The sequence below is a fragment of the Erwinia aphidicola genome (assembly GCF_014773485.1).
GTDB lineage: Bacteria > Pseudomonadota > Gammaproteobacteria > Enterobacterales > Enterobacteriaceae > Erwinia > Erwinia aphidicola.
On sequence record NZ_JACXBP010000004.1, the window covers coordinates 427,764 to 442,142 of the forward strand.

The following is a 14,379-nucleotide window of genomic DNA, read 5'->3' on the forward strand; positions in this document are numbered from 1 at the left end:
GCATCGGCTGCCGCTTGCTGGCAGAGTTTTGAACGCCCTTTTGGGCAATAACGGGATCAGTTTATGGACGATTTAAATGTAGTTGGTGGTATTAACAGTGCCGGGGGCTGGCTGGTGCGCAATCAGGCGCTGCTGCTGAGCTATGCTGTGAACATTGTTGCGGCAATCGCCATTATTATCATCGGAATGACTGCCGCACGGTTTATCTCCAGAACGGTTAACAAGCTGCTTGTGGCGCGTAATATTGATCCCACCGTAGCGGACTTCCTCTCCGGCCTGGTGCGTTACGGCATCATTGCCTTTACGCTGATCGCGGCTCTGGGGCGCGTAGGCGTACAGACGGCCTCGGTGATTGCTGCGCTGGCTGCCGCGGGATTTGCCTTCGCTTTGGCATTAAAGGATTCGCTGTCGAACCTGGCGGCAGGCGTACTGCTGGTCACCTTCCGCCCGTTCCGCGCGGGCGAGTTTGTTGACCTTGGCGGGGTGATGGGGACCGTGCTGAACGTGCAGATTTTTTCAACTATGCTGCGCAGCGCCGATGGCAAAATTATTGTCATTCCGAACGGCAAAATTATCGCCGGTAACATCGTTAACTTCTCGCGCGAGCCGGAGCGCCGTAACGAATTCATCATTGGCGTGGCCTACGATGCCGATATTGATCAAGTGCTGGCCCTGCTGCGTGAAGTGGTTGATGCGGAGCCACGCGTACTGCAGGAGCGCGGCGTGCAGATCGGCCTGAACGAGCTGGCGGCCTCTTCCGTCAACGTGGTGATCCGCTGCTGGAGCAAAGCGGGCGATCTGCAGAACGTGTACTGGGATCTGATGAAGAACTTCAAGCGCGCGCTGGATGCTAAAGGGATCGGTATTCCTTATCCGCAGATGGACGTGCATCTGCATCAGGTCAAAGCGCCTGAAGCTGAAACGGCAAAAGCGGAGTAATGCTTTCCGGGTCAGCCTGTAACAGGGTTGACCCGTTATTAGATTCTCTTATTAATCATTAATTTTTTCCATTTCCACTAATAATTCCCGCGTTATACACTTGCCGCCATCGTTATCCGGTGAGGGCTTTCCTGTGTTATCTGTTTTCCTTCAAGGTGTTGCCATGGGCGCAGCGCTGATTTTACCGCTCGGTCCGCAAAATGCGTTCGTGATGAACCAGGGTGTGCGACGTCAGTATCATCTGATGACGGCGGCACTCTGCACGCTGAGCGATATCGTGCTGATTTGCGGTGGGATTTTTGGCGGTAGCGCATTGCTCAACCAGTCACCGCTGATGCTTAATCTGGTGACCTGGGGCGGTGTGGCCTTCCTGCTGTGGTATGGCTTTGGTGCCCTGCGCACCGCGTTTAGCGGCGATGTTGATCTCGCGTCGGCTAAAGCGTTAAAGCAGGGTCGCTGGCGTATCGTGGCGACAATGATGGCCGTCACCTGGCTCAATCCGCATGTCTACATTGATACCTTTGTGGTGCTTGGCAGCCTGGGCGGACAGCTGCCTGAAGAAGCGCGCCGCTGGTTTGCGCTCGGCTCTGCCAGTGCTTCGGTGGTGTGGTTCTTCGGTCTTGCCCTGCTGGCCTCCTGGCTGTCGCCGTTGCTCAACACCAGCCGAGCCCAGCGCATCATCAACCTGCTGGTCGGGCTGGTTATGTGGGCCATCGCCCTCAAACTGGCACTGCAGGCACTCTCTTTGCTCTGACGGGAACTTCACTCCAGGAATTGATGTCATAGCGTGAGCTGTTATCACGCACTAAAATATGCTGAACCGTTGCTCTGAGACGGAACAATTCGCTGCCGCAGCGCTTTTCTGCGGCAGCTGCTCATACGAAGCCGATGAAATACCCCATGGAGGAAGCAGTGAAGCTGACTAAACTGGCCCTGGCCGCAATGATTGGATTGGGAACGCTGCCATTAGCTGCGCAGGCAGACGAGTTACCTAATGGCCCGCACGTGGTGACGTCCGGGCAGTCCAGCGTCGATGCCACCCCGGATATCGCCACGCTGGCTATCGAAGTGAATGTTTCCGCGAAGGATGCGGGCGAAGCGAAGAAACAGGCGGACAGCCGCGTCCAGCAGTATTTCGACTTCCTCGATAAGAACGGTATTGAGAAGAAAGATATCAACGCCGCCAACCTGCGGACCCAACCTGAATATGACTACACCAAAGATGGCAAGTCGGTGCTGAAAGGCTACCGCGCGGTGCGTCAGGTGCAGGTAACGCTGCGCAAGCTCGATAAGCTTAACGATCTGCTGGATGGCGCGCTGAAGACGGGCCTGAATGAGATCCGTTCAGTGGAGCTGGGCGTGGCCAATCCTGAAGAGTATAAAGCGAAAGCGCGTAAAGCCGCGATCGAGGATGCCACCAGGCAGGCAGGCGAACTGGCGCAGGGCTTTAACACCAAGCTTGGCCCGGTTTACAGCATCCGTTATCACGTGGCGAACTATCAACCCATGCCGATGGCGCGCATGTATAAAACCGCAGATGCCGCCCCGATGACGTCTGCCGCGCAGACCTACGAGCAGCAGAGCATTCACTTCGACGACCAGGTTGATGTGGTGTTTGAGCTGCAGCGCAATAATCCGTAATTCCCCGTTCGGAATTTCTGTAGGGTCGACCTTCTTTTCCGGTCGACCCGCAGCACCGGTTGCTACGTATCCTGGCGCAGTACGCGATGGCCGTGCGCCAGCAGCGCATCGGTCACTTTACGCATCAGCCGGCTTTCCGGCGCGAAGCGATGCCAGTAGAGCATGCGGCGCTGCAACAGCCCCGGGGTCAAATCAATCAGTTCACCTTCCGCCAGTTCACGCTCAATTTGCAGGTGTGGGATCATACAGCAGGTCGTTCCCTGACGCGCCAGCTGCACAAAGGCTTCCGACGAGTTAACGATATGGCACGGTACGCTGCCCGGCGACAGGTCAAAGTTCTGCTGTAAAAATGCCTGATGCATATCGTCCAGATGGTCGAAGGCGACCGCCGGGGCTTTCAGCAGCGCGGAGCGCGTGACGCCATTTGGGAAGTAGCGGGCGGCAAACTCTTTTGAGCCGACGAACAGGTAGTCCAGCGCGCCCAGCTGATCGACCAGACAGCTCGGTAACGGCTGCGGCTGAATACTGATTGCGCCGACCACTTCACCGCGACGCAGGCGTTCCTGCGTGCGCGTCTCATCTTCCACCTGAATGTTCAAACGCACCGGCGAATCCGTCAGTACGGTTTTCAGCGCCGGTAACAGCCAGGTTGCCAGGCTGTCGGCGTTGACCGCCAGCGACAGCAGCAGGGGAGTGGTGCCGCCGTTATCATCGCCCAGCCACTCCTCTTCCAGCAGCTCGACCTGGTGCAGCAGCGCCAGCAGTTTTTGCCCCTGTTCTGTCGGACGCGGTGGTACGGTGCGCACCAGCAGCGGCTGTCCGAACATATTCTCCAGCTGCTTAATGCGCTGGGAAACCGCAGACTGGGTAATACAGAGCTTTTGTGCTGCACGTTCAAAGCCGCGCTCGCGAATCACTGCATCCAGCGCCTGAAGCGTTCGATAATCCGGGCGTTTCATCAGTCGTTCTACTCTCTTTCAGGTGTGGAAGTTGCACTATGCCATATTTTACGCATTTTGCGCCGTGCTAACCTCACTTTATGAATCAACCACTTTGTGGGCTGTGTTCCAATCCTGCCAATCAAATGCCGCGCATAGCGGTTTTTTTTTGCAGCCTTGCTTTATACTACGCGCACACAATGCAGCACAGGTTTTAAACATACCATGACGCAGGATGAACTGAAAAAAGCCGTTGGCTGGGCAGCGCTTGATTACGTCACGCCGGGCACGATTGTTGGTGTGGGCACTGGCTCAACCGCCGCACACTTTATTGATGCGCTGGCCTCGATTAAGCATCAGATCGAAGGGGCTGTTTCCAGCTCTGAAGCTTCCACCGCGAAGCTGAAAGAGTACGGCATTCCCGTTTTTGACCTTAACGAAGTCGACCAGCTGGCGGTGTATGTTGACGGTGCCGATGAGATCAACCGCCAGATGGAGATGATAAAAGGCGGCGGCGCGGCGCTGACGCGCGAGAAGATTATCGCTGCGGTGGCCGATCGCTTCATCTGCATTGCGGATGCCTCCAAACAGGTTGATGTGCTGGGCAATTTTCCGCTGCCGGTTGAGGTGATCCCAATGGCGCGTGCCTATGTGGCGCGGGAACTGGTTAAGCTCGGCGGGCTGCCGGAGTATCGTCAGAACGTGGTGACCGACAACGGCAACATTATTCTCGACGTGCATAATCTTAAGATTATGGAACCGATTAAGCTGGAAGCCGCGATCAATGCGCTGCCAGGCGTGGTCACCGTAGGGCTGTTTGCCGCGCGCTGTGCTGACGTGGCGCTGATTGGTACGCCGGATGGCGTGAAGACCATCAAAAAATGATCTGTCCGGCGCCCACGCGGCGCCAGATATTTTTTGCCAAAAAACATCTTTTCTTTTGCAGGCTAAATTTGGTGACTTATGTCACATTGTGCCTGCCTGCCGCACTATCCTCCTGGTCGTGCGCATTGCACCATGATTTTCTATCGCTTTGTTCTGGCTCAGAGCATCGCCGTGCTGAGCGTCAGGCAATCGTTTGTATTGCCGCAGGCGTAAATTTTGTTATTTTGACAGAAGGCTGGCTTATATCAGCCATCATTGAAGTCTGCTAAATAGGGTCGGGAAATGGCAAAAGTATCACTGGAGAAAGACAAGATTAAATTCCTGCTGGTGGAAGGCGTGCATCAAAGCGCCATCGATAACCTGCGCTCTGCTGGTTACACCAACATTGAATTTCATAAAGGCGCACTGGACAGCGAAGCGCTGAAAGAGTCCATCCGCGATGCACACTTCATCGGGATTCGCTCGCGCACCAACCTCACCGAAGAGATCTTCGCGGCGGCGGAAAAGCTGGTTGCCGTCGGTTGCTTCTGCATCGGGACCAACCAGGTTGATCTGCATGCCGCTGCTATCCGCGGTATTCCGGTGTTTAACGCACCTTTCTCCAACACCCGATCCGTAGCTGAACTGGTTATCGGCGAACTGTTGCTGATGCTGCGCGGCGTGCCTGCGGCTAATGCCAAAGCGCACCGTGGCGTCTGGCACAAGCTGGCGGTAGGTTCGTTTGAAGCGCGCGGTAAAAAACTCGGTATCATTGGCTATGGCCATATCGGTATGCAGCTGGGCGTGCTGGCGGAAAGCCTTGGTATGCACGTCTTCTTCTACGATATCGAAAGCAAACTGCCACTGGGCAATGCGACCCAGGTGCAGCATCTCTCCGACCTGCTGAATATGAGCGACGTGGTAAGCCTGCACGTGCCGGAAACGCCGTCGACGCAGAATATGATGGGGGCGGAAGAGCTGGCGCTGATGAAGCCAGGTGCGCTGCTGATTAACGCTTCACGCGGCACCGTGGTCGATATCCCTGCGCTGTGCGAAGTGCTGGCGAGCAAGCATCTGGCCGGCGCGGCGATTGACGTGTTCCCGGAAGAGCCAGCAACCAACAGCGATCCCTTCCTGTCACCGCTGTGCGAGTTTGATAACGTGATCCTGACCCCACACATTGGGGGTTCAACTCAGGAAGCGCAGGAAAATATCGGTATTGAAGTGGCGGGCAAACTGGCGAAATACTCTGATAACGGCTCCACGCTGTCAGCGGTTAACTTCCCGGAAGCCTCGCTGCCAATGCACGGTGCTAATGCCAGCCGTCTGATGCACATTCATGAAAACCGTCCAGGCGTGCTGACGGCTATCAACCTGATTTTCGCCGATCAGGGCATCAACATCTCAGCCCAGTATCTGCAGACCACACCGCAGATGGGTTATGTGGTCATTGATGTTGATGCGTCGCAGGATGAAGCCGACAAAGCGCTGCAGCTGATGAAAGCGATACCGGGTACCATTCGCGCCCGTCTGCTTTACTAAATGCTATAGGGGCCGATCTTCTTTTTCGATCGGCCCCGGGCGGTGTTTGACACCGCCGCAATCAATCACCACTGCCAGATCTTCGACGGCGTAATCAGCGCCGGTAACGGGATATCCCATTTCGCCACTGGCAGCTTCTCGACCTGCTGACAGTCATGCGCCAGCCCCACGGGCAAAAAGCCATGCTGCTGCCAGTTCTGCAAGGTGCGGTCGTAAAATCCGCCACCCATTCCCAGACGTTGCCCTTCGGCATCAAACGCCACCAGCGGCACCATCAGCACATCCAGCTCGCTTAACGGCAGCAGACGACGGATATCCAGCGGCGGCTCCGGGATGCGCAGGCGGTTAATCTTCAACTCGGTATGCTCGTCATAGCGCAGAAAAAGCAGCTGGCCCGCAGAAAACGGATGCAGCACGGGCAGATAGACCTGCTGTTTGCGCTGCCAGAGCTTGGCGATTAACGGACGGGTATTGAGTTCACCATCTACCGACAGAAACAGCGCAATGTTTTTTGCCTGCTGCAGCGGGGCAAAATTGAGCGCGTGTTCGGCGACCTGCACGGCGGCAAGCTGCTGCTGCTCATCACTGAGTTCGCGCCGCAGGTGGCGGACGTGGGTGCGGATATCCTGACGGTCGAGAAGATTGAGGCTCATTTTCTGGCAACTCCATATGCGGATGGTGTTTTCAGATTGCCGGGTAAGGCTGGGAGTGTAAATGCCAGAAAGAAGGGGAGATCTTAAAAAAATGGGGATCTCCGAGATGCCGCCGCAGGCTGTAACCCTTGAACCCATGGTTCAAGGTGAGTATGCCGTCGTAACCATCAGGCTTCTCGGACGGACCGAGCTTGCGCACAGGTTACAGAGCGTCACACTCTGTTTGGTATTAATTATCGGCTCAGGGGACGGGCCCGCTTGCAAACATCTCAGAGAATTTTTTACTTCACCGTCACTCTATCATAGCTAACGTTGAAGTGTTATTCGAACTTAGAACCAGTACGTTCAGTTATGCGACCCTGCTCAAGCAATGCCTGTTCAATGGTCTGCTGCAGCATGCGAATACGCTGCTCCATGTTGGACGCATAGTCACGAGTTTTGACTTTTTCCTGCGCCAGTTCATGGCAAATATTGAGTGCGGCGATGAAAACCAGCTGCTCAGTATTTGTGACTCTAGTGCGAACTTTTAAGTCTTGCAACCGTTGATTGAGGTCCTCGGCGGCCAGGTTCAGCGCATCTTGCTGTTCCGGCGGACAATTTACTCGTAATGAACGGCCAAAAATTTGAATATCTACCGGTTGTGCAGACATGCCACCTTCCTGACTGATTACTGCGCCCGCAATCACCCTTACCACTCAATGGCTTGGGAGGGGCGCCACTATAACTACCCCTAATAGAAGAAACAACCCCTTTCTGGAATCGTTGAGGCACCTGGTGGTAGCATATCACGAACTAAACTCGCCAACGACGGCCAAAACGTATGTCACTAACTAACACAATGCCGGGCTATGACCAGCTGGCCTCAGTACTGACGCAGCAGGGAGTCGGAATGACCCCTGCCGAAATGCACGGCCTGATCAGCGGATTGATCTGTGGCGGCAACCAGGACAGCAGCTGGCAATCGCTGGTTCACGACCTGACTAACGAGGGCATGGCGTTTTCACAGACGCTGTCACTGCCTTTGCAGCAGCTGCACGAAGCGACGGGCAACTCGCTGGAAGATGAAGGCTTCCTGTTCCAGCTTTACCTGCCCGAGGACGATGATATCACTGTGTTTGACCGCGCCGATGCGCTGGCGGGCTGGGTGAATCACTTCCTGCTCGGCCTTGGCGTCACGCAGCCGAAGCTCGACAAAGTGAAAGGGGAGACGGGAGAAGCCATCGACGATCTGCGTACCATTGCCCAGCTGGGCTATGACGAAGACGAAGATGAAGAAGAGCTGGAGCAGTCGCTGGAAGAGGTGATCGAATACGTGCGCGTAGCGGCCCTGCTGTGCCACGACACCTTCACCCGTGTCGTGCCTACCAATGTGGTAATGAAAAAGCCAACGCTGCACTAAACTGTCGCTACTCAGCGGTTTAATGGAACAGCATTCAGGAGATCGTATGACCCAGCAAGAGTTTTTGCGCCGCCGCCAGGCGCTGTTAGCAAAAATGGCCCCGGCCAGTGCGGCATTGATTTTTGCCGCCCCGGAAGCAACTCGCAGCAACGACAGTGAGTATCCCTACCGGCAGAACAGCGATTTCTGGTACTTCACCGGGTTTAATGAACCGGAAGCGGTGCTGGTGCTGATCAAAAGCGATGAGAATCATAATCACAGCGTGCTATTTAACCGCGTGCGCGATCTTACGGCTGAAATCTGGTTTGGCCGCCGTCTGGGGCAGGATGCTGCGCCTGCGGTTCTGGCGGTGGATCGTGCGCTGCCGTGGGACGATATCGGCGAGCAGCTGCACCAGCTCCTTAACGGGCTGGACGTGGTGTACCACGCGCATGGCCAGTACGCCGGGGCCGACAGCATCGTGTTCAGCGCGCTGGATACCCTGCGCCGTGGCTCGCGCCAGAATCTCTCCGCTCCGGCCACGCTGACCGACTGGCGACCGTGGGTGCATGAGATGCGCCTGATTAAGTCCGCGGAAGAGCAGGCGGTGCTGCGTGAAGCAGGCCGCATTAGCGCGCTGGCTCATACCCGCGCTATGCAGAAATCGCGTCCGGGAATGTATGAATATCAGCTGGAGGGGGAGATTCATCATGAATTCAACCGCCACGGCGCCCGCTACCCCTCTTACAACACCATCGTTGGTGCCGGGGAGAACGGCTGCATTCTGCACTACACCGAAAACGAGAGCCAGATGCACGACGGCCAGCTGGTGCTGATCGACGCGGGCTGCGAGCTCAAAGGCTATGCCGGCGATATCACCCGCACTTTCCCGGTTGGCGGCAAATTCAGCGCACCGCAGCGCGCCATTTACGATATTGTGCTGGCCTCGCTGAATAAGGCGCTGGAACTGTATCGCCCCGGCACCAGCATCCGTGAAGTGACGGCGGAAGTGGTGAAGATTATGGTGAGCGGCCTGGTGGAGCTGGGCGTGATGCAGGGCGATGTCGATACCCTGATCGCAGAAAATGCCCATCGCCAGTTCTTTATGCATGGTCTGAGCCACTGGCTGGGTCTGGATGTGCACGATGTCGGTCACTACGGTGTGGACCGCGACCGCATTCTTGAAGCGGGCATGGTGTTGACCATTGAACCGGGGCTGTATATCGCCCCGGACGCGGACGTACCCGTTGAGTATCGCGGTATCGGTATCCGAATTGAAGATGACATTATTATCACCGCAGATGGCAATGAAAACCTGACCGACACGGTGGTGAAAGATGCGGATGAGATTGAAGCACTAATGGCGGCAGCGAAGCGTTCATGAGCATAATTATCGCAGGCGGCGGGATGACGGGGGCCACGCTGGCGTTAGCCATTTCCCATCTGACTCAGGGAAAGCTGGCGGTCACCCTGGTGGAAGCCACAGAACCTGCCAGCCGGGCGCATCCTGGCTACGACGGGCGTGCTATTGCTCTGGCGGAAGGTACCTGTCAGCAGCTTGCCGCGATTGATCTGTGGCCGCTGCTGGCCTCCTGCGCCACGGCTATTACCGACGTTCACGTCAGCGATCGCGGCCACGCCAGCTTTGTTTCACTCAGCGCGGCCGACTACGGCGTTTCTGCACTGGGTCAGGTGGTTGAGCTGCACGAGGTCGGGCAGCGGCTGTTCAACCGCCTGAAGCAGGCCCCAGGGATCACGCTGCGCTGCCCGGATAAAGTGTCGCAGGTGACGCGTACCCAGAATAGCGTTAGCGTCACGCTAGCCAGTGGGGAAACGCTCGGCGGCGAACTGCTGGTGGCCGCTGATGGTTCGCACTCGCAGGTGGCAACCGCCTGTGGCATGAGCTGGCAGCGGGTGGATTATCAGCAGGTCGCGGTGATTGCCAATGTCTCAACTCAGCTGCCGCATCAGGGGCGGGCGTTCGAGCGCTTTACCGAACATGGCCCGCTGGCGCTGTTGCCGATGTCAGACGGGCGCAGTTCGCTGGTGTGGTGCCATCCGCTCGCGCAAAAATCCGCTGTGGACGGCTGGGACGACGGGCGTTTTATTGCGGAGTTGCAGCGTGCATTCGGCTGGCGGCTGGGGCGCATCAGTCATGTCGGCCAGCGCCACAGCTATCCACTGCAGCTGCAAACCGCTGCACAGCATGTTGGCCATCGTCTTGCGCTGGTCGGCAATGCGGCACAGACTCTGCACCCCATCGCCGGGCAGGGCTTTAATCTCGGTATTCGTGACGTGATGTCGCTGGCGGAAACGCTGGCGGCGGCATGGCGCGCCGGGCAGGGCGTGGGCGCATTCGCCACCCTGCAACACTATCAGCAGCGCCGTCAGCCGGACGCGCAGGCCACCATCGGCATTACCGATGGGCTGGTCAGACTGTTTGCAAACCGCTATACGCCGCTGGTTATGGGGCGCAATCTGGGACTGCTGGCGATGGATCATCTGCCGCTGTTACGTAATTTGCTGGCCGAGCGCACGTTGGGCTGGGTTAAGCGTTGAGGAGAAAGCAGTAATGCAAACCTATGATGTGATCATCGCCGGTGGCGGTATGGTCGGGCTGGCCGTGGCCTGTGGCTTACAGGGCAGCGGGCTACGCGTGGCCGTGCTGGAGCGCGAAGTGCCGACGGCAGTTGAGGCCGATGCGGCCCCTGGGCTGCGCGTCTCGGCGATCAACGCCGCCAGCGAACGCCTGCTGCAGCATCTTGGCGTCTGGAGCACCATCCTCGCCGCTCGCGCCAGCGCCTACCATGGCATGGAAGTCTGGGACCGCGACAGCTTCGGGCATATCGCGTTTGACGATGAGCAGCAGGGGCTGGCGCACCTCGGGCATATTATCGAAAACCGGGTGATCCACCAGGCGTTATGGCAGCGTGCGGAGAGCCTCAGTGATATCACCCTGATTGCCCCGGCGCAGTTACAGCAGGTCGCCTTTGGTGACAACGAAGCGTTCGTTACCCTGCAGGATGGCAGCATGATGACCGCTCGTCTGCTGGTCGCGGCGGATGGCGCCAACTCCTGGCTGCGTAATAAAGCCGATATCCCGCTAACTTTCTGGGACTATCAGCATCATGCGCTGGTTGCCAACATCCGCACCGAGAAGCCGCATGACGCGGTGGCGCGTCAGGTGTTTCACGGCGACGGCATTCTGGCCTTTCTGCCACTCAGCGACCCGCATCTGAGCTCAATTGTCTGGTCATTATCACCCCAGGAAGCATTGCGCCTGAAAGAGATGCCTGCTGCGGTGTTTAACCAGCAGCTGTCGGTCGCGTTCGACCTGCGTCTTGGCCTGTGTGAAGTGGAGAGCGAGCGTCAATCCTTCCCGCTGATGGGGCGCTACGCGCGCAACTTCGCGGCTCACCGTCTGGCGCTGGTAGGCGATGCGGCCCACACCATTCATCCCCTGGCCGGACAGGGGGTTAACCTTGGCTTTATGGATGCCGCTGAGCTGATTGGTCAGGTCAAGCGCTTGCAGCAGCAGGGCAAAGACATTGGCCAGCATCTTTATCTGCGGCGCTACGAGCGCAGCCGCAAGCATAGCGCGGCGGTGATGCTCGCCAGCATGCAGGGTTTCCGCGAGCTGTTTGACGGGAATAATCCGGCGAAGAAACTGCTGCGCGATGTTGGCCTGGCGCTGGCGGACACGCTTCCCGGCGTCAAGCCACGCCTGCTCAAGCAGGCAATGGGGCTGCACGACCTGCCTGACTGGCTGAGCTGAAATCAGTAAAAAATCGGGGCTGCGGCCCTGATTCACCGCAATAGCACATATTCACCAACGGCCTGATAGCTAAAGATGCAAGGATTGCGTCTGCGTGCTGGTTAAAATTTGTTCGGAAAAGTTCAGGCAAAGCAAGGATGGCTTAATGAGTGAGAATGTACATCAATGGCGCAGTTATCGTGTTTCGCAAACAGGGGGTAATGGAGGTGGAATGGACAATTTGACCAGACGCGTCGAACATCTGGAACAGGATAGCCATCAGATCAAAATCGATCTGGGCATACTCACCGCGCGCTCTGAAGGCTTTGCGACCAAAGCTGATGTTGAGAGTGTCAGAACAGAGGTGCAAGGTGTCCGCGCTGAGGGGCAAAGTATCCGCGCCGAGGTGCAAGGTGTCCGCGCTGAGGGGCAAAGTATCCGCGCCGAGGTGCAAAGTGTCCGCGCAGAGTTGATACAAGAGTTAGCCGCTTTAGAGGTAAGAACGAATAACAGGTTTGATGCGCTCAACGCTAAAATCACATGGACACTTTTAGTCCCGGCAATCCTGGCTGTTCTTGCCTGGTTCGTGAAGGAAGCCGTTCTGAAAGGCTGACTGATGTTTTACCATCCCCCCCTCTTCTCGTCTGATATAGGCATCTGTGTATCGGGATGCCGATTATTAGCGTAACTGAGGAATCTTCTTGCCTTCCTCCTCCCTCTTTGTCCCTCTTTGTCCCTGTTTGCACTTTTGGTGCAATGGATGCCCCTTTTTTGCACATCGTTTGAATTATTCTAATTTCACCCCCGCGCTCGCATTACTTTTAATAATGCATAGGCCTTTTCCCTCAAGTGGTTTTTTTCCCCGTGCGTGCTTAATCCTGGCCATTAAACTGAATGAGTGACGGTTAATTACTGAATTCGTGCGTTATAACGCATTTTTTTGGTGAAAAACACTGGAAACTCAGCCTGGCCATTTCTGGCACGGCAACAGATTCGACCCCGTTTTACTTATGGTTAATTGGCGTGTTCGGTGGTAAGTTCAGAGCTAAGGTAACGTTTGCGTCGGTCCCGCAAAGGCGGTGAGAGGCGCTGGTCAGCAACCGGATATCAGATACAGGAATGATATGACTCAGCAAACCGAGATTCAGCAAACTCCCCTTTTCGAACAGCATCAGGCGTGTGGCGCCCGCATGGTGGATTTTCATGGCTGGATGATGCCGCTGCATTACGGCTCGCAAATGGATGAACATCATGCAGTGCGCACTGACGCCGGGATGTTTGACGTTTCTCATATGACGATTGTCGACCTGCACGGCGCACGCACGCGCGAATTTCTGCGTTATCTGTTGGCCAATGACGTTGCCAAACTGACGCTGCCGGGCAAAGCCCTGTACAGCGCGATGCTCAACGCCTCAGCCGGGGTGATTGACGATCTGATTGTTTACTTTATTAGCGAAGAGTTCTTCCGCCTGGTGGTCAACTCCGCCACGCGTGAGAAAGATCTGGCGTGGATCGGTCAGCATGCCGCTGACTACGGCGTTGAATTGACCGAGCGTGACGATTTGGCACTGGTGGCCGTGCAGGGCCCAAATGCCCAGCAGAAAGCCCAGACGCTGTTTGATGACGCGCAGCGCGCCGCCGTCAGCGGAATGAAGCCGTTCTTTGGCGTGCAGGCCGGTGACTATTTCATCGCCACCACCGGTTATACCGGTGAATCCGGCTACGAGATTGCCCTGCCAAACGAGCAGGTTGCCGATTTCTGGCAGAAATTGCTGGCAGCGGGTGTCAAGCCTGCCGGCCTTGGCGCGCGCGATACGCTGCGTCTGGAAGCCGGCATGAACCTGTACGGTCAGGAGATGGATGAAAGCGTTTCTCCGCTGGCCGCCAATATGGGCTGGACCATTGCATGGGATCCAGCCGATCGCCAGTTCATTGGCCGTGAAGCGCTGGAACAGCAGCGCGAAAAGGGTACCGACCAGCTGGTGGGCCTGATCATGACCGAAAAAGGCGTATTGCGTAATGAACTGCCGGTGCGCTTCAGCGATGCCGATGGCAATCAGCATGAAGGTATTATCACCAGTGGTTCATTTTCCCCAACGCTGGGATGCAGTATTGCCCTTGCGCGCGTGCCTGCCGGAATTGGCGAGCAGGCGATTGTGCAGATCCGCAACCGCGAAATGCCGGTGCAGGTGACTAAACCGATTTTTGTCCGCGCCGGTAAGCCGGTGACGAAATAATTTTTGCCTTTTGGAGAGCATATTGATGAGCAATGTACCAGCCGAACTGAAATATCGTGACAGCCATGAATGGGTGCGCAAAGAGGCCGATGGCACCTTTACCGTCGGGATCACCGAGCATGCGCAGGAGCTGCTCGGTGACATGGTGTTTGTTGACCTGCCGGATCTTGGCAACACCTATAGCCAGGGCGAAGATTGCGCTGTGGCTGAATCGGTGAAAGCCGCGTCTGATATCTATGCCCCACTGAGCGGCGAAATCATTGAGGTAAACAGCGCGCTGGAATCTGAGCCTGAACTGGTGAACAGCGATCCCTACACCGAAGGCTGGCTGTTCAAGATCAAAGCCAGCGATGATACCGAGTTCGAAACCTTGCTTGATGCTGCTGCTTACGCTGCCGCCATCTCAGAATAACGTTTAATCGTCACTTCAGGG

Annotated in this window: 15 protein-coding genes and 1 other RNA gene; 12 read left to right on the forward strand and 4 right to left on the reverse strand. The window is 56.6% G+C overall.

The features are described from left to right. Nucleotides 1-63: 63 nt before the first annotated feature. The 3 genes from mscS (at nt 64) to ID864_RS12170 (ending at nt 2,580) form a co-directional block, all read left to right on the forward strand. Complete coding sequence (gene mscS, locus ID864_RS12160; RefSeq protein WP_048917232.1) at nt 64-939, forward strand: small-conductance mechanosensitive channel MscS; 876 nt, start codon at nt 64-66, stop codon at nt 937-939. Between the two features lie 133 nt (nt 940-1,072). Beyond that, the gene (gene argO, locus ID864_RS12165) at nt 1,073-1,693 is read left to right on the forward strand and encodes an arginine exporter ArgO (protein ID WP_048917231.1); all 621 of its coding nucleotides are present in this window, start codon (nt 1,073-1,075) and stop codon (nt 1,691-1,693) included. A gap of 146 nt (nt 1,694-1,839) precedes the next feature. Further along, complete coding sequence (locus ID864_RS12170; protein ID WP_396018879.1) at nt 1,840-2,580, forward strand: oxidative stress defense protein; 741 nt, start codon at nt 1,840-1,842, stop codon at nt 2,578-2,580. Between the two features lie 62 nt (nt 2,581-2,642). On the opposite strand, the gene ID864_RS12175 is transcribed toward ID864_RS12170, so the two are convergent. Then, on the reverse strand, nt 2,643-3,539 hold the full coding sequence (locus ID864_RS12175; protein ID WP_048917230.1) for a LysR family transcriptional regulator ArgP: 897 nt from the start codon (nt 3,537-3,539) through the stop codon (nt 2,643-2,645). 204 nt (nt 3,540-3,743) lie between these two features. On the opposite strand from ID864_RS12175, the gene rpiA reads away from it, so the two are divergent. Then, complete coding sequence (rpiA, locus tag ID864_RS12180) at nt 3,744-4,403, forward strand: ribose-5-phosphate isomerase RpiA (RefSeq protein WP_048917229.1); 660 nt, start codon at nt 3,744-3,746, stop codon at nt 4,401-4,403. 282 nt (nt 4,404-4,685) lie between these two features. Continuing rightward, complete coding sequence (serA, locus tag ID864_RS12185) at nt 4,686-5,924, forward strand: phosphoglycerate dehydrogenase (RefSeq protein ID WP_048917228.1); 1,239 nt, start codon at nt 4,686-4,688, stop codon at nt 5,922-5,924. A 65-nt stretch (nt 5,925-5,989) separates the two neighbouring features. Here the strand turns inward: serA and ID864_RS12190 are convergent, their stop codons facing one another. The 3 genes from ID864_RS12190 to zapA all read right to left on the reverse strand — a co-directional run bounded on the left by ID864_RS12190 (nt 5,990) and on the right by zapA (nt 7,227). Next, the gene (locus ID864_RS12190) at nt 5,990-6,577 is read right to left on the reverse strand and encodes a 5-formyltetrahydrofolate cyclo-ligase (RefSeq protein WP_048917227.1); all 588 of its coding nucleotides are present in this window, start codon (nt 6,575-6,577) and stop codon (nt 5,990-5,992) included. 94 nt (nt 6,578-6,671) lie between these two features. Next, nucleotides 6,672-6,856: non-coding RNA, 6S RNA (gene ssrS / locus ID864_RS12195), on the reverse strand. A 41-nt stretch (nt 6,857-6,897) separates the two neighbouring features. Beyond that, a complete protein-coding gene (gene zapA / locus ID864_RS12200; RefSeq protein WP_048917238.1) occupies nt 6,898-7,227 on the reverse strand; it encodes a cell division protein ZapA in 330 nt (109 codons plus the stop codon). A 170-nt stretch (nt 7,228-7,397) separates the two neighbouring features. Between zapA and ID864_RS12205 the strand changes: the two genes are divergently transcribed. The 7 genes from ID864_RS12205 (at nt 7,398) to gcvH (ending at nt 14,358) form a co-directional block, all read left to right on the forward strand. Beyond that, complete coding sequence (locus ID864_RS12205) at nt 7,398-7,976, forward strand: YecA/YgfB family protein (RefSeq protein WP_048917226.1); 579 nt, start codon at nt 7,398-7,400, stop codon at nt 7,974-7,976. A gap of 46 nt (nt 7,977-8,022) precedes the next feature. Then, nucleotides 8,023-9,339, forward strand: a complete 1,317-nt coding sequence (gene pepP, locus ID864_RS12210; protein ID WP_048917225.1) for a Xaa-Pro aminopeptidase — start codon at nt 8,023-8,025, stop codon at nt 9,337-9,339. Next, nucleotides 9,336-10,514: a 2-octaprenyl-6-methoxyphenyl hydroxylase gene (gene ubiH, locus ID864_RS12215; protein WP_191149876.1), complete on the forward strand. Its 1,179-nt coding sequence runs from the start codon at nt 9,336-9,338 to the stop codon at nt 10,512-10,514. Before pepP ends, ubiH begins: the two co-directional genes overlap by 4 nt. Nucleotides 10,515-10,527: 13 nt before the next feature. Next, entirely contained in the window at nt 10,528-11,730 is a 1,203-nt protein-coding gene (gene ubiI, locus ID864_RS12220; protein ID WP_048917223.1) for an FAD-dependent 2-octaprenylphenol hydroxylase, read from the forward strand. 145 nt (nt 11,731-11,875) lie between these two features. Further along, complete coding sequence (locus ID864_RS12225) at nt 11,876-12,322, forward strand: hypothetical protein (protein WP_191149877.1); 447 nt, start codon at nt 11,876-11,878, stop codon at nt 12,320-12,322. A 511-nt stretch (nt 12,323-12,833) separates the two neighbouring features. After that, complete coding sequence (gcvT, locus tag ID864_RS12230) at nt 12,834-13,946, forward strand: glycine cleavage system aminomethyltransferase GcvT (protein WP_048917221.1); 1,113 nt, start codon at nt 12,834-12,836, stop codon at nt 13,944-13,946. Between the two features lie 25 nt (nt 13,947-13,971). Further along, on the forward strand, nt 13,972-14,358 hold the full coding sequence (gene gcvH, locus ID864_RS12235) for a glycine cleavage system protein GcvH (RefSeq protein ID WP_048917220.1): 387 nt from the start codon (nt 13,972-13,974) through the stop codon (nt 14,356-14,358). The last annotated feature ends 21 nt before the right edge of the window (nt 14,359-14,379 follow it).